At 34.5% G+C, this 13,907-nt stretch carries 18 protein-coding genes; 11 read left to right on the forward strand and 7 right to left on the reverse strand.

From position 1 onward, the window contains the following. Positions 1–52: 52 nt before the first annotated feature. The 5 genes from MG292_RS07115 to MG292_RS07135 form a co-directional block, all read right to left on the reverse strand. On the reverse strand, positions 53–274 hold the full coding sequence (locus tag MG292_RS07115; protein WP_007138072.1) for a DUF2795 domain-containing protein: 222 nt from the start codon (positions 272–274) through the stop codon (positions 53–55). A gap of 148 nt (positions 275–422) precedes the next feature. Continuing rightward, positions 423–992, reverse strand: a complete 570-nt coding sequence (locus MG292_RS07120) for a cob(I)yrinic acid a,c-diamide adenosyltransferase (RefSeq protein WP_264533412.1) — start codon at positions 990–992, stop codon at positions 423–425. 14 nt (positions 993–1,006) lie between these two features. Beyond that, positions 1,007–1,693: an ABC transporter ATP-binding protein gene (locus MG292_RS07125; protein ID WP_264533411.1), complete on the reverse strand. Its 687-nt coding sequence runs from the start codon at positions 1,691–1,693 to the stop codon at positions 1,007–1,009. 108 nt (positions 1,694–1,801) lie between these two features. Further along, entirely contained in the window at positions 1,802–2,302 is a 501-nt protein-coding gene (locus MG292_RS07130) for a hypothetical protein (RefSeq protein ID WP_264533410.1), read from the reverse strand. 12 nt (positions 2,303–2,314) lie between these two features. Then, the gene (locus MG292_RS07135) at positions 2,315–4,177 is read right to left on the reverse strand and encodes an ABC-F family ATP-binding cassette domain-containing protein (protein ID WP_264533409.1); all 1,863 of its coding nucleotides are present in this window, start codon (positions 4,175–4,177) and stop codon (positions 2,315–2,317) included. A 178-nt stretch (positions 4,178–4,355) separates the two neighbouring features. Here MG292_RS07135 and MG292_RS07140 point away from each other — a divergent pair, with 178 nt between their 5' ends. The 11 genes from MG292_RS07140 (at position 4,356) to MG292_RS07190 (ending at position 11,578) form a co-directional block, all read left to right on the forward strand. Beyond that, entirely contained in the window at positions 4,356–5,651 is a 1,296-nt protein-coding gene (locus tag MG292_RS07140) for a dihydrolipoamide acetyltransferase family protein (RefSeq protein ID WP_264533408.1), read from the forward strand. Positions 5,652–5,764: 113 nt separating this feature from the next. After that, positions 5,765–6,535 carry a 3'-5' exonuclease gene (locus MG292_RS07145; RefSeq protein ID WP_264533407.1) on the forward strand — a complete coding sequence of 257 codons (771 nt, stop codon included), beginning with the start codon at positions 5,765–5,767 and terminating at the stop codon, positions 6,533–6,535. A gap of 78 nt (positions 6,536–6,613) precedes the next feature. Beyond that, positions 6,614–7,225 carry a fumarylacetoacetate hydrolase family protein gene (locus MG292_RS07150; protein ID WP_264533406.1) on the forward strand — a complete coding sequence of 204 codons (612 nt, stop codon included), beginning with the start codon at positions 6,614–6,616 and terminating at the stop codon, positions 7,223–7,225. After that, positions 7,225–7,569 carry an Hpt domain-containing protein gene (locus MG292_RS07155; RefSeq protein ID WP_264533405.1) on the forward strand — a complete coding sequence of 115 codons (345 nt, stop codon included), beginning with the start codon at positions 7,225–7,227 and terminating at the stop codon, positions 7,567–7,569. Before MG292_RS07150 ends, MG292_RS07155 begins: the two co-directional genes overlap by 1 nt. 12 nt (positions 7,570–7,581) lie before the next feature. Further along, on the forward strand, positions 7,582–8,835 hold the full coding sequence (locus MG292_RS07160) for a CinA family nicotinamide mononucleotide deamidase-related protein (RefSeq protein WP_264533404.1): 1,254 nt from the start codon (positions 7,582–7,584) through the stop codon (positions 8,833–8,835). Between the two features lie 73 nt (positions 8,836–8,908). After that, positions 8,909–9,145, forward strand: coding sequence for a 50S ribosomal protein L28 (gene rpmB / locus MG292_RS07165; protein WP_091259039.1), 237 nt, complete (start codon positions 8,909–8,911; stop codon positions 9,143–9,145). A gap of 27 nt (positions 9,146–9,172) precedes the next feature. Continuing rightward, on the forward strand, positions 9,173–9,355 hold the full coding sequence (rpmG, locus tag MG292_RS07170) for a 50S ribosomal protein L33 (RefSeq protein WP_264533403.1): 183 nt from the start codon (positions 9,173–9,175) through the stop codon (positions 9,353–9,355). Between the two features lie 57 nt (positions 9,356–9,412). Continuing rightward, the gene (locus MG292_RS07175; protein ID WP_066310049.1) at positions 9,413–9,565 is read left to right on the forward strand and encodes a DUF4295 domain-containing protein; all 153 of its coding nucleotides are present in this window, start codon (positions 9,413–9,415) and stop codon (positions 9,563–9,565) included. Positions 9,566–9,692: 127 nt separating this feature from the next. Beyond that, entirely contained in the window at positions 9,693–10,673 is a 981-nt protein-coding gene (ftsY, locus tag MG292_RS07180) for a signal recognition particle-docking protein FtsY (RefSeq protein WP_264533402.1), read from the forward strand. A 184-nt stretch (positions 10,674–10,857) separates the two neighbouring features. Beyond that, positions 10,858–11,301 (forward strand): lipocalin family protein, encoded by a 444-nt coding sequence (locus MG292_RS07185; protein ID WP_264533401.1) that lies wholly within the window; start codon positions 10,858–10,860, stop codon positions 11,299–11,301. Beyond that, positions 11,282–11,578 (forward strand): DciA family protein, encoded by a 297-nt coding sequence (locus tag MG292_RS07190; RefSeq protein WP_264533400.1) that lies wholly within the window; start codon positions 11,282–11,284, stop codon positions 11,576–11,578. The genes MG292_RS07185 and MG292_RS07190 overlap by 20 nt, the downstream gene beginning before the upstream one ends. 130 nt (positions 11,579–11,708) lie before the next feature. Here MG292_RS07190 and MG292_RS07195 read toward each other — a convergent pair whose 3' ends face one another. Together MG292_RS07195 and bshC are read right to left on the reverse strand one after the other, a co-directional pair. After that, positions 11,709–12,128, reverse strand: a complete 420-nt coding sequence (locus MG292_RS07195; protein WP_264533399.1) for a nucleoside-diphosphate kinase — start codon at positions 12,126–12,128, stop codon at positions 11,709–11,711. 98 nt (positions 12,129–12,226) lie between these two features. Next, positions 12,227–13,816: a bacillithiol biosynthesis cysteine-adding enzyme BshC gene (gene bshC / locus MG292_RS07200; protein ID WP_264533398.1), complete on the reverse strand. Its 1,590-nt coding sequence runs from the start codon at positions 13,814–13,816 to the stop codon at positions 12,227–12,229. Positions 13,817–13,907 lie beyond the last annotated feature (91 nt).

A 13,907-nucleotide genomic window follows, 5' to 3' on the forward strand; every position in this document is an offset into this window, starting at 1 on the left:
TAATTTAACCAAAAAAAAAGCCTCTTTTGAGACTTTTTCTTTGGTTTATTTTTTAATATTCATCCTCGTTCCAAAGGTAATCTTCGTCTGTAGGATAATCTGGCCAAATTTCTTCCATTGATTCATATATCTCACCTTCGTCTTCAATTGATTGAAGGTTTTCTACTACTTCTAAAGGAGCACCAGCTCTAATAGCGTAGTCAATAAGTTCGTCTTTGTTAGCAGGCCACGGCGCATCACTTAAATACGATGCTAATTCTAATGTCCAATACATCTTTCTTTCGATTTAGTTTAGTGCAAAAATAATTTTTTTACCGAAAAAGGCAAGTAAAAAATGATTTATTTTTAGTAAAAGTTAAGAACGTTTTTTTGTTTGTTTTTGAGTCTTCATTTCCTTTTAAAAATAGCGGTATAAAAAATCTCTATTTTCTAGGAATCCATTGAATTTCCTCAGCGTTTAAATCTTGAGACAACTTTCGTGCCAATACAAAAAGATAGTCAGAAAGACGGTTTAAATAACGTATTGCAATTTCTGAAACGGGTTCGTTATGGCTTAGATGTACTGTAAGACGCTCTGCTCTACGGCAAATACATCTTGCAATATGACAATGTGACACAGTGGGATGTCCGCCAGGCAAAATAAAATGAGTCATTGGCGGAAGCGATTCTTGCATACTGTCAATTTCGTTTTCTAAAAATTCAATATCCGAATCAATTATGCCCAATTTTTGTAAACGTAGTTCTCCATTTTTGAGCACTTCTTTTTCTGGTGGAGTAGCTAAGATAGCACCTACAGTAAATAGTCGGTCTTGTACTTCGATAAGAATGTTTTTGTAATGCGGATTAATGTCTTGGTCTCTAATTAAACCAATGTAGGAGTTTAATTCGTCAACCGTTCCGTAGCTTTCAATTCTATCGTGGTCTTTTGGAACTTTTTTTCCTCCAAAAAGAGCTGTAATCCCTCCATCTCCTGTTTTAGTGTATATCTTCATCGAATTATTGCAGTTTATTTAGAGGTGTCACTTTCAATCAATCCGTCTCTCAAGCGAATAACACGATTAGCATACGCAGCGATTTCTTCTTCGTGTGTTACTAATATAACGGTATTTCCACTGGCGTGAATGTCGCCAAACAGCTTCATAATTTCGACCGATGTTTTACTATCTAAATTTCCGGTTGGCTCATCGGCTAAAATGATTGAGGGCTTGTTAACCAAAGCTCTTGCTACAGCTACACGTTGGCGTTGTCCTCCCGAAAGTTGGTTGGGTTGGTGATCCATTCGGTTTTCGAGATTCACTTGTTTCAAGACTTCAGTAGCTCTTTCATTTCTTTCAGATTTAGAATATCCTGCATAAATCATCGGTAAAGCTACGTTGTCTAAAGCGGTAGTTCTTGGTAAAAGGTTGAATGTTTGAAAAACAAAACCGATTTCTTTGTTGCGAATTTCGGCCAATTCATCGTCTTTCATTTGGCTCACATCTTTTCCGTTCAAAATGTAGGTCCCAGAAGTAGGAGTGTCCAAGCATCCTAAGATATTCATTAATGTTGATTTTCCTGAGCCTGAAGGCCCCATTAATGCAACATATTCTCCTTTTTTGATTTCTAAATTAATACCTTTTAGGACATAAACTATTTCGTTCCCTAGAACAAAATCACGTTTGATATCCGTTATTTTTATTAATGGTTTTGCCATTGCTTTTTTTGGAATTAAAATTCGTTGAATTAGGATTTAAAAGTACGAAAGACTTTTGAATAAATCCATAAGTAGTGTGAAAATGAATTTTGTTACAAAAAATATTGATTAAGTCCGAATGGTGAAATGTTCTTTTTCCTGTTCTCTTCTTATGAATGCAATTCCAAATAAATAGGTGTCAATTGTTACCGTAAATCGAGGGTGGCCGATGATTTTTTTCCAAGCTAATGCTGTTACTGGATTGCGGTAGATATTGTTGAAAATAAAACAAGTATCGTTATGAGTTTTTGAAAATAAAGATTCAATAAAAGGGTCTATATTTTCTACAGAATCAATAGTTGTATAGATTAAGTCGGCTTCCAGGATTGTGTTGTCGATAGCTATTTCTGGCGTATAAAAAACACAATTTTTGAATTTGAAATAATGGTACATTTTATTCAATAAGCGTTCTTTTTTTGGGCTTAATTTTAAATCAAAAGAGTGATGTGCTAGACTTGCTTTTTTGTAAAAACATTTTGTGAGTAGGCTATAGACAAAAGGGGAGTGGACTCCATGTTCGTTTTTGGAGAGCCAAAGGAATTGTAAATAGGACTGGATGCAGAATATCATTTTTTGTGATTATTACGATTCTATTTTGGCAGAAAGTTCAAACCAACGTTCTTCTTTTGTTTCTATTTTTTGAATGATTTCTTCTAATTCTTTGGCTTTTTTCTCAATGGCATCATCAGTAACTTTTCCATCAGAAAATAACTGTTCGATAGCCGCTTTTTGAATTTCTAACTCTTTAATTTCTTTCTCGATTTTTTGATATTCTTTTTGCTCGTTAAAGCTCAAATTACCAGTTGGATTATTTTGTTTCCAATCTTTCTTCTCGGCTTTGTTTTCTTCTTTTTGAGCTACATCAGCACTGTCTTCATAGGCTCTAAAATCAGAATAATTACCCGGAAAATCCTCTATTAAACCATTGCCTCTAAAAACAAATAAATGGTCTACGATTTTATCCATAAAATATCTGTCGTGAGACACAACCATCAAACAACCAGGATAGCTTAAAAGGAAATTTTCCAAGACATTTAGAGTAACAATATCCAAGTCGTTGGTAGGTTCGTCCAAAATCAAAAAGTTCGGATTTTGAATTAAAACGGTACATAAATACAAACGTTTTAGTTCGCCACCACTCAATTTTTCTACGTAATCGTGCTGTTTTTTACGGTCAAAAAGGAAGCGTTCTAATAATTGTCCTGCCGAAATAATTTTCCCTTTAGCTAGCGGAATGTATTCGCCGTATTCTTTGATGATGTCAATTACTTTTTGCCCTGGTTTAGGATTAATACCGCTTTGGGTATAATAGCCTATTTTGATGGTGTCGCCTTTAATTACTTTCCCACTGTCCAAAGGCAAAGTGCCTGTCAATAGATTTAGAAAAGTGGATTTCCCAGTTCCGTTTTTACCAATGATTCCGATACGTTCGCCACGTTGAAAATCAAAACTAAAATTATCTAAAATGACATGATCTTTGAATTTTTTAGAAATCTTATGCAGTTCAATGATTTTACTACCCATGCGCTCCATATTGATTTCAAGCTCTACCTTGTTTTCACGTCTTCTGCTTTGGGCTTTTTCTTTGATGATATAAAAATCGTCTTGGCGTGATTTGGATTTGGTAGTTCTTGCTTTTGGTTGACGGCGCATCCATTCTAGTTCTTTTACAAATAGATTTTGGGCTTTGTCTACGCTGGCATTTTCAGAAGCAATACGTTCTTCTTTTTTTTCTAAATAATAGGAGTAATTGCCTTTGTATTGGTACAATTTTCCATTATCTAATTCAATAATTTCGTTACAAACACGTTCTAAAAAGAAACGGTCGTGTGTCACCATAAATAAGGTAATGTTTTCTTTGGCAAAATAGCTTTCTAACCATTCAATCATTTCTAAATCCAAATGGTTGGTTGGCTCGTCTAGAATCAATAAATCGGGCCGATTAATTAGAATGATAGCTAATGATAAACGCTTTTTCTGCCCTCCCGAAAGATTTTTTACTTTCAGTTTGAAGTCTTCTAATTTTAGTTTGAAAAGAATTTGTTTGTATTGGGTTTCAAAATCCCAAGCGTTAAATAGATCCATTTTATCAAACGCTTTTTGGTAGGCTTCTTCGTCTTCTGGATGTTCTAAGGCTTTTTCGTATTGCTCAATTACTTTCAAAATTTCGTTATCCGAAGCAAAAATACTTTCCTCAATGGTCAATTCGTCTTGCAAATTATGGTCTTGTGATAAAAACGCCATTTTGATTTCTTTTCGAACAACTACTTGTCCAGAATCGGGTTCGTCTTCGCCATTGATTATTTTCATAATACAGGTTTTTCCAGAACCGTTTTTGGCAATGAAGGCAATTTTTTGGTCTTTGTTGATACCAAAAGAAATGTTTTCAAAAAGGGTGCGTTCTCCAAAAGATTTAGAGATATTTTCGACTGATAAATAGTTCACAAGTGTAATTTTTTTGCAAAAATACTCTTTTGAAATGAAACAATGATTTTTGATTTGTTGTTCGCTACAATAACGACTGTTTTTAAAAGTGTGTTTATTTGATTTAATCGTATCTTAAACTAAAAATATTTCCTAATTTTGCAATCAGAAAATCAAAATCACCTTTTACGTTAAGATTATGGCAAGATTTGAATTGAAACTTCCAAAAATGGGAGAAAGTGTGGCCGAGGCAACAATTACCAATTGGTTAAAACAAGTTGGTGACAAAATTGAAGCTGATGATGCTGTGCTTGAAATTGCTACAGATAAAGTAGATAGCGAAGTGCCAAGTGAAGTTTCGGGTGTTTTGGTAGAACAATTATTTGCTAAAGATGATTTGGTTCAAGTAGGGCAAACCATCGCCATTATTGAAACCGATGCGACTGCTGAGTCTACTCCTGCACCTGTAGAAAGCGTGACAATTCCTGTGGCTGTTGCTGAAATCGAAAAATCGGTAGAAGTAGCTCAAGCTATTGTGACTCCAGCGGTAGATTTTAAAGGGACAGAAAAATTCCTTTCTCCATTGGTAAAAAATATTGCGAAAGAAGAAGGTGTTTCTGTAGCCGAATTAGAAAGTATTCAAGGTTCTGGAAAAGAAGGTCGAGTGACCAAAGAAGATATTTTATCCTATGTAGCTGGAAGACAAAAATCACCAGTTGCTAATTCGTCTGTTTCAACTCCAACCATCGTTCCAAATACGCAAGCGGTACCTGTATCGGTTAATGGTGAAGATGAAATTGTAGAGATGGACAGAATGCGCAAGTTGATTTCGGGGTATATGACAGCTTCCTTGCAAACTTCGGCACACGTGCAGTCTTTCGTAGAAGTAGATGTGACTCATATTGTAAAATGGAGAGATAAAGTAAAATCGACTTTCGAAAAGAGAGAAGGAGAGAAATTGACTTTTACACCTATTTTTATGCAAGCAGTGGCGAAGGCTTTGAAAGATTTTCCAGGAATGAATATTTCGGTAGATGGAAATTTCATCATTAAAAAGAAAAATATCAATTTAGGAATGGCCACGGCTTTGCCTAATGGGAATTTAATTGTTCCTGTGATTAAAAATGCAGACCAGTTGAACTTGGTAGGTATGGCAAAAGCGGTAAATGATTTAGGTAATCGCGCTAAAAACGGAAAATTAAAACCAGACGATACACAAGGTGGTACCTATACGGTAACTAATATAGGTTCTTTTGGTAGTGTTTTTGGTACGCCAATTATCAATCAACCCGAAGTAGGAATTTTAGCTTTAGGAGCAATTCGCAAAGTGCCTGCGGTAATTGAAACTCCTGAAGGCGATTTTATTGGCATTCGCCAAAAAATGTTTTTAACTCATAGCTATGATCATCGAGTAGTGGATGGCGCTTTAGGCGGAATGTTTGTAAAACGTGTTGCTGATTATTTAGAATCCTTTGATGTAGATACAGATATTTAATTAGTACAACATATTATAAAACAACCCTTTCTGAGCAGGACTTTGAAAGGGTTTTCTTTTTTAAAATACATTCGCCACAAATTGATATATTTGTAAACTTATAAAATTATTAGATGGAACTTAAACTCAATAGACCAATTTGTTTTTTCGATTTAGAAACCACCGGAATTGACATTGGAAAAGATAGAATTGTAGAAATTTCAATTTTCAAAGTCTTTCCGAATGGGAATAAAGAAAGTAAAACATGGTTGGTGAATCCTACAATTCCAATTCCACCACAATCTACAGCAGTTCACGGGATTGATGATGCTAAAGTAGCTAACGAGCCTACCTTTGCGCAATTAGCCAGCCAAATTCACAATATGATTAAAGATAGTGATTTGGCAGGGTACAATTCAGATCGTTTTGATATTCCTTTGTTGGCCGAAGAAATGTTGCGTGTTGGAGTTGATTTTGATATGAAAAACAGGGTGTCAGTTGATGTGCAAACCGTTTTTCATAAGATGGAAGAACGTACCTTGAGTGCAGCACTCAAGTTTTATTGTGGTAAAAGTCTTGACAATGCTCATTCTGCTGAAGCAGACACGATGGCAACTTACGAGATATTAAAAGCACAATTGGATCGTTATCCTGAATTGGAAAATGATATAAAAACGCTTTCTGAATTTACTACTCGAAAAAAGATTGCCGATTTTGCAGGAATGATTGCTTTTGATTCGGATGGTGAAGAAATTTTCACTTTTGGAAAACACAAAGGAGCGAAAGTAGAAAAGGTATTGGAAACAGAACCAGGTTATTTCAGTTGGATTCAAAATGCTGATTTTCCTTTGTATACTAAAAAAGTATTGACTGCTATCAAATTGAGAAAATTAAATACTAAATAGAGTGATTGGTGAAAAGTAATTAGTGAATAGTCTATGTTTGCTAATTACTGTTCACTATTTACTAATTACTTAAAGGATATGAAAATAATTTGTATCGGTAGAAATTATACCAATCATATAGCCGAATTGCAGAACGAGCGCCCTTCGGAACCAGTGATTTTTATGAAACCGGATTCGGCAGTGGTGTTAAAACAACATCCGTTTGTGCTTCCGGAATTTTCAAATGAGGTACATCACGAAATTGAATTAGTGGTAAAAATCAATAAAGTAGGGAAGTATATCGAACCCAAATTTGCACATAAATATTATGACGAAATTAGTGTTGGGATTGATTTTACTGCTCGTGATGTACAAGACCAATTGAAAGCCAAAGGATTGCCTTGGGAAAAAGCCAAAGCCTTTGATGGTTCAGCGGTAATAGGTGAATTTGTTTCTAAAGAACAATTTACTTCTTTAGACGATGTCAATTTTGAATTACTTAAAAATGGCCAAGTGGCTCAAAAAGGGAATTCGAGTTTGATGTTGTGGAAAATAGACGAGTTAATCGCTTATGTGTCACAGTTTTTTACTTTGAAAATAGGTGATATTATTTTTACAGGTACACCAGAAGGTGTTGCACCAGTTCATCCCAATGATATTTTGGAAGGGTATTTAGAAGGGCAACAATTATTTAGAATACAAGTAAAATAATGGCACTACACTACAATCTTTCGAAAGTATACGCGCTATCCGATAACGATACTGAATTTGTAAATCAAATATTGGTTTTATTTGTCAATGAAGTTCCGAAAGATTTATTGGAAATCAAAGCTGGAATCAAGTCGAAATCACACAAGCAAGTGTATGCTTATGCACACAAAATAAAACCTACTCTTGATTTAATGGGAATGCATATTGCTTTTGAAGAGTTGGTCTTGATTGAGGCTTGGGCAAAAGCCGAAGGAAAAACAAAGAGCATTAAAGAAACCTACAAAAGTGTGAAATCGCAGGTCAAGGATGCTATTAAGGAGATTAAGAAAGATTTTAATTTGTAAATCAATTCAAAAATGAAAGCAGCAATAGTTACTATTGGAGATGAGATTTTAATCGGTCAAATCGTTGATACGAATTCAGGATTTATAGCCAAATCGTTGGATAAAATTGGAATTGAAACTCATGAAATGCTTTCTATTTCAGATGATAGGCAACATATTTTAGATACATTTGCTTTACTTCAAAATAAAGTAGAAGTGGTGGTTATTACAGGAGGGTTAGGTCCAACAAAAGACGATATTACCAAACATACCTTTTGCGAATATTTTGAAGATACTTTAGTTCGAAATGCTGAAGTTGAAAATCATGTAATTGATTTGATAGAACGTGCTTTAGGTCGAGTAGCTTCTCAAATTAATAAAGACCAAGCTTTAGTTCCTTCAAAATGTACGGTGTTGTATAACCAAGTTGGTACAGCGCCAGGAATGTGGATTAAGAAAGAGAATACGGTTTTTATTTCCTTACCGGGCGTACCTTATGAAATGAAATATTTGATAGAAAATCAAGTCATTCCTAAATTGGTTCGCGAATACCAACGTCCTTATATAGTACATAAAACGATTTTGACGTATGGTCAAGGTGAAAGTCATGTGGCAGAACGAATCGAAGATTGGGAAAATCAATTACCCCAATGCATTAAGTTGGCCTATTTGCCAAGTCCGGGGCGAGTGCGTTTGCGTTTGACAGCTAGAGGAGAAGATAAAGAACAATTAGAAGAAGCAATTGCTACAAACGTGAAATCACTGGATGCCATTATTCATGATATAATTGTAGGATTTGAAGAAGATGCGACTATAGAAGTTGTTTTGGGTAAAATGTTAAAAGAGAATGGCAAAACTATAGCCACGGCAGAAAGCTGTACAGGCGGAAAAATAGCTCAACTAGTTGCTTCTGTTCCGGGTGCTTCAGCATATTTTAAAGGAAGTGTAGTGGCATATGCTACCGAGGTGAAGTCAAAAGTGCTAGGGATTTCAGATGCATTTATAGCGGAACATTCGGTGGTGAGTAAAGAAGTTGCTTCAGCAATGGCTTTGAGTGTGCAGAAAATGATGCAAACGGATTATGCTATCGCAACGACAGGAAATGCGGGGCCAACAAAAGGAGATGGTGATGCCGAAGTGGGAACTGTGTGTATTGCTTTGGCAACTCCAAATAGTGTGCTTGTTGAAGAATTTAATTTTGGTCAACCCCGTGAAAAAGTGATAGATAGAGCAGTGATTAAGAGTTTGGAAATGCTGCAAAAAGAAATTTTAAAAAATCTGTCTTAATTTTTTTGTTTGATCCGTTTATTTTTCTTTTCTTTGCACCCTGATTTTGAATAACGATAAAAGATAAAGAATAATGTCAAGAGTTTGTGACCTTACAGGTAAAAGAGCGATGGTAGGAAATAACGTTTCTCACGCTATGAACAAAACTAAGAGAAAGTTTTCTGTGAACTTAGTTAAAAAGCGTTTTTATCTTCCAGAAGAAGATAGATGGATTACTCTTAGAGTAGCAGCATCTACGATAAAAACAATTAATAAAAATGGAATTGCTGCTGTTTTGAAAAAAGCACAAGCAGAAGGGTTTATTAAATAATCTTTTCCTAAATAAATATAGAGCAAGATGGCAAAGAAAGGTAACAGAATCCAAGTAATTTTAGAATGTACTGAGCATAAAGCAACAGGTATTGCAGGTACTTCAAGATATATTACAACTAAGAACAAAAAAAACACTCCAGATAGATTAGAGATTAAAAAATTCAATCCAATCTTGAAAAGAGTAACAGTTCATAAAGAAATTAAATAATAATTAGCGATTAGATACAATCTGTAGATAGTATTAATTTCAAATAACATTTGAATCATGGCAAAGAAAACCGTAGCATCGTTACAAACAGCTTCTAAGAGATTATCAAAAGCCATCAAAATGGTAAAATCTCCAAAAACTGGTGCATATACATTCGTTGAATCTATTATGGCTCCTGAAGCAGTTGATGAATTCTTGAAAAAGAAATAATTTACATTAACAGTATATAGAAAAGCTACTTTCAGTCGGAAGTAGCTTTTTTATTTTCTATATTTACCCTTCGAATAATAAAATCTATTTTTGATCCTAAATCATTTATAAATAATACTTTTACAGCATGAGTTTTTTCAAAAGAATATTTTCTTCCGAGAAAAAGGACGAAAGTCTTAACGAACAGGAGAAGCAATCCTTAGACAAAGGTCTTGAAAAGTCAAAAACTACTTTTTTTTCCAAGTTATCCAAAGCGGTAGCGGGTAAATCAAAAGTAGATGATGAAGTTTTAGATAATTTAGAAGATATCCTTATTTCTTCTGATGTGGGTGTGAATACTACGTTAAAAGTAATACAACGTATCGAAGCTCGTGTGGCTTCAGATAAGTATTTGGGTGTGGGCGAATTGAATCAAATTCTTCGTGAAGAAATAGCAGGTTTGCTTTCTGAAACGAATTCAGCTGAGGCTACAGAATTTGTTACTCCAATACCAACTAAGCCTTATGTTTTAATGGTAGTGGGTGTGAATGGAGTAGGGAAAACGACTACCATTGGAAAATTAGCTTACCAATTCAAAAAAGCAGGTCATAAGGTAGTGTTAGGTGCAGCAGATACTTTTCGTGCCGCAGCCATTGACCAATTGCAAATTTGGGCTGATCGAGTTGGGGTGCCAATTGTAAGACAAAATATGGGAAGTGACCCCGCTTCGGTAGCATTTGATACGTTGCAGTCAGCAGTGGCACAAGATGCAGATGTCGTTATAATTGATACAGCAGGACGTTTGCATAATAAAGTGAATTTGATGAACGAATTGACCAAAGTAAAACGTGTTATGCAAAAAGTAGTAGGAGATGCTCCACACGATGTTTTATTAGTTTTGGACGGTTCTACAGGTCAGAATGCTTTTGAACAAGCCAAACAATTCACAGCTGCTACTGAAGTAACTTCTCTAGCAGTAACCAAATTAGACGGAACAGCCAAAGGTGGTGTTGTTATTGGAATCTCTGATCAATTTCAAATTCCAGTAAAATATATTGGAGTAGGAGAAGGAATCGAAGATTTACAAGTGTTCAATAAATTCGAGTTTGTAGATAGTTTTTTTAAATAATATACGATGAGTTTTTTTGGAAAATTAAGCCCAATGGCTTTTTACTTTATAAGTGTAATTTCCTTTGTTTTGGCCAATGTGATTCGGGAACAAAGCATTCCTGTGTATTATTTGTCCTTAGTAGTAGGCTTGGTGTTTTTCTTCCTGGGTTTGTATAAAAGAGTGAATACTAAAAAATAGCAGTATGAAGAATTTAGTTAAAGTAATATTGTTTTCATTTCTTTTGGTGAGCTGTAAGCAGCAAATACAATCTACGGATATTCCTAAAATTAACGGCTATTGGGAAATTGAAAAAGTAGTTTTTTATCAAGGCGAAGACAAAGAATATGGTGCCAATCAAAATTATGATTATTTCCAAATAGATAAAAATAATCAAGGAATCCGAAAAAAAGTAGCTCCTCAATTAGATGGCACTTTTTTAGTAGATGATACCTATGAAAAAGTTAGCGTTCGTTTTAAAGACGACAAAGCTTATTTGGATTATGTAACACCTTATATGAAATATACCGAAGAGATTGTTGCTTTGACAGCAGATGAATTGGTGGTGTTGAATTCACAAAAAAAAGAATACCATTACAAGAAAGCAACGGCTATAAATATTTTGGGTGATGGCAAAAAGGCTAAGTAATCAAAGTACAGTTGGTGATGTTTTAAAGCAAATTATTCAAGTGAATAAATTGCAGTCTGGAATGGATCAGATGGATGTCAAAGGGGCGTGGCAAAACCTAATGGGGAATGGCGTTAATAGTTACACTAAAAATATTGCCTTGCGAGGCAGTACTTTGTACGTTGAGTTAACTTCCTCAGTTTTACGTGAAGAATTAAGTCATGGCAAATCTAAAATTATTGCGATGATAAATGAGGAATTGCAACGAGAAGTGATTAAGGATGTAGTGTTACGATAGATTACTTAGATTTCTAGATTTTTAGAAAGTTAGAAAGTTAGATATATAAGAAAACCCATTTCTATTGAAATGGGTTTCTATTTTTATAAAATCTAAGAAGTCTAATTTTCTAATAACCTAACGGTCTAGATTAAAATTGCTCTCTTCCAGCAAAGTGAAAAGCGCTTTCAATAGCAGCATTTTCATCACTATCAGAACCGTGAACCGCATTTTCTCCCATAGAGGTAGCATACAATTTACGGATAGTTCCTTCGGCAGCTTCGGCAGGGTTAGTAGCTCCAATTAAGGTTCTGAAATCACTTACGGCATTTTCTTTCTCTAAAATAGCGGCAACAATTGGTCCGCTTGACATGAACTCTACCAATTCTTCGTAAAAAGGACGTTCGCTGTGTACTGCATAAAATGCTTGAGCATCTGCTACGGTTAATTGTGTTAATTTTAGAGAAACAATTTTGAATCCGGCATTGGTAATCATTGCCAATATGTTTCCAATATGCCCATTTTTAACCGCATCGGGTTTAATCATGGTAAAAGTTCTATTTGTTGCCATTTTTTATATAATTATTAATTTGGAATTCAAAAATACTAATTTTTTGTTATTTATGTAACAAAATTAACTAAAAAATAAATTTTTATAAATAATTAGAATTATAGAATCAGTACTTCAAAACGTTGTTCCAAAGGTTTAAGTTTCTTAATTAAAGCGGGAATCAATAGTTCTCCATTTTCCAAATAAAACTCTGAAAAATTAGTTTGGCGTTCTTGTAAACTTTGGTTGGGGAATAATTCATTTTGCAATTGAGTAATTCGGTTTAATACGTCTGCCAATTTTCTTTTTTGCGCTTTGAGTAATCTTTTTTCTAAGTGTTCGATTCCTTTGATTTGTTTGGTTTCTTGTGCTTTTAGTGCGCCAAGGAAAGAATCGTCAGTTTGTTTTGCAATGCTATACAATGCTTCAAATTGTTTTTTTAGCTGTTCTTTTACATCTGATAAATCCAAGTCAATTTCAGAAAGGACTTTAGTTTTTTTTGTGACTAAATCATTCTGCTGACTAAATAAATCAGCCCAAGAAAGGTGTAAATCGTCTGCTTTTTTGATTTGCTTTTCAGTCGCTAATACAACAGAGTTACGAACCAACAAGATGGGGAAACTTACATTTACAGCATTGAAAAAAGTTTGTAATTCTAACCAATAGGCAATCTCGCCTCCTCCGCCAATATAGCATAAATTCGGTAAAAGAACTTCTTGGTACAAAGGACGCAAGATAACATTCGGACTGAATTTTTCTGGATGGGTTTCTACCAATTCAAATAGCGCTTCTTTGGAAAAAGATAAATTAGTATGGTTGATTTTATAACTGCCATTTTCTAAAATAATTCGCTCCCTCAAGTTGTTTTCAATGTAAAATAAGTTGATTTCACGAGGGTTGACTTGAATGGAATATTCGTTTAGTTTTTCAATGGTTGCAGTTACCTCTTGGAACGACGTTTGATTTTCTACTTCTTCTTTTATGTACGGAATTAAAACGCGTTTCAAGTTGGCGTCATCTGCGTCGATAATTACTAAGCCATAGTCGTTAAAAAGTTCATTGGCCAGAAATCGAGTGGCTTCAGCCAAATTAGTGTGTTCTAAATACGATTTTTGAAAGAGTTCTTTGATTTTTTGTGCATTGGAATTTGAACCTAACTCTTGTGCAAAAACTTCAAAAACGGCATCCAATCCTTCAGTTGATAATCGGCCAACAGGTCCAGAACTTTCTTTGTTCCAATGGAATTTTTTGCCTTTGAAATTGAAATAGTTGATTTCTTCAAAATCATGGTCTTCGGTTGCCATCCAATAGATGGGTACAAAATTCGACTGGGGATATTTTGATTTTAGTTCGGAAGCCAAATTGATAGTGGAAATGATTTTGTATAAAAAATACAAGGGACCACTAAACAAATTCAATTGATGCCCCGTAGTGATAGTAAACGTATTGGATTGACCTAAAGCTGCAATGTTTTTTTGAATAGCTTTAGATATTGCGATGTTTTGATATTGTTTTTGTAAAACACTAACCAATAATTTTCGATTGTCATGGTTGTAGTTCGCCTCTTTTTCAGCGATTTGTGCTTCAAAGTTTTCTATTGTTGGAAACCGATTGTATAGCAAATTTAGACTGGATTTTTGATCTAAATAGTCGTTGATCAAAGAAGAAAAATAGCCTGAATTTTGATAGGTTATACAGTCAGTTGGCATGTTGGATTTTGTTTGGAGTAAAAATACTAAAAAAATATTGGAACTAAATAGTTGTGCCTTTGGAAAAATAGTAGCATTTTTATACTCGTTT

It is taken from the genome of Flavobacterium keumense (assembly GCF_029866485.1).
Classification (GTDB): domain Bacteria; phylum Bacteroidota; class Bacteroidia; order Flavobacteriales; family Flavobacteriaceae; genus Flavobacterium; species Flavobacterium keumense.

Bases quoted from the DNA above. Each gene is read 5' to 3' on its own strand.
- MG292_RS07115 (WP_007138072.1), bottom strand. From the start codon at position 274: ATGTATTGGACATTAGAATTAGCATCGTATTTAAGTGATGCGCCGTGG.
- MG292_RS07120 (WP_264533412.1), bottom strand. From the start codon at position 992: ATGAAGATATACACTAAAACAGGAGATGGAGGGATTACAGCTCTTTTT.
- MG292_RS07125 (WP_264533411.1), bottom strand. From the start codon at position 1,693: ATGGCAAAACCATTAATAAAAATAACGGATATCAAACGTGATTTTGTT.
- MG292_RS07130 (WP_264533410.1), bottom strand. From the start codon at position 2,302: ATGATATTCTGCATCCAGTCCTATTTACAATTCCTTTGGCTCTCCAAA.
- MG292_RS07140 (WP_264533408.1), top strand. From the start codon at position 4,356: ATGGCAAGATTTGAATTGAAACTTCCAAAAATGGGAGAAAGTGTGGCC.
- MG292_RS07145 (WP_264533407.1), top strand. From the start codon at position 5,765: ATGGAACTTAAACTCAATAGACCAATTTGTTTTTTCGATTTAGAAACC.
- MG292_RS07150 (WP_264533406.1), top strand. From the start codon at position 6,614: ATGAAAATAATTTGTATCGGTAGAAATTATACCAATCATATAGCCGAA.
- MG292_RS07155 (WP_264533405.1), top strand. From the start codon at position 7,225: ATGGCACTACACTACAATCTTTCGAAAGTATACGCGCTATCCGATAAC.
- MG292_RS07160 (WP_264533404.1), top strand. From the start codon at position 7,582: ATGAAAGCAGCAATAGTTACTATTGGAGATGAGATTTTAATCGGTCAA.
- rpmB (WP_091259039.1), top strand. From the start codon at position 8,909: ATGTCAAGAGTTTGTGACCTTACAGGTAAAAGAGCGATGGTAGGAAAT.
- rpmG (WP_264533403.1), top strand. From the start codon at position 9,173: ATGGCAAAGAAAGGTAACAGAATCCAAGTAATTTTAGAATGTACTGAG.
- MG292_RS07175 (WP_066310049.1), top strand. From the start codon at position 9,413: ATGGCAAAGAAAACCGTAGCATCGTTACAAACAGCTTCTAAGAGATTA.
- ftsY (WP_264533402.1), top strand. From the start codon at position 9,693: ATGAGTTTTTTCAAAAGAATATTTTCTTCCGAGAAAAAGGACGAAAGT.
- MG292_RS07185 (WP_264533401.1), top strand. From the start codon at position 10,858: ATGAAGAATTTAGTTAAAGTAATATTGTTTTCATTTCTTTTGGTGAGC.
- MG292_RS07190 (WP_264533400.1), top strand. From the start codon at position 11,282: ATGGCAAAAAGGCTAAGTAATCAAAGTACAGTTGGTGATGTTTTAAAG.
- MG292_RS07195 (WP_264533399.1), bottom strand. From the start codon at position 12,128: ATGGCAACAAATAGAACTTTTACCATGATTAAACCCGATGCGGTTAAA.
- bshC (WP_264533398.1), bottom strand. From the start codon at position 13,816: ATGCCAACTGACTGTATAACCTATCAAAATTCAGGCTATTTTTCTTCT.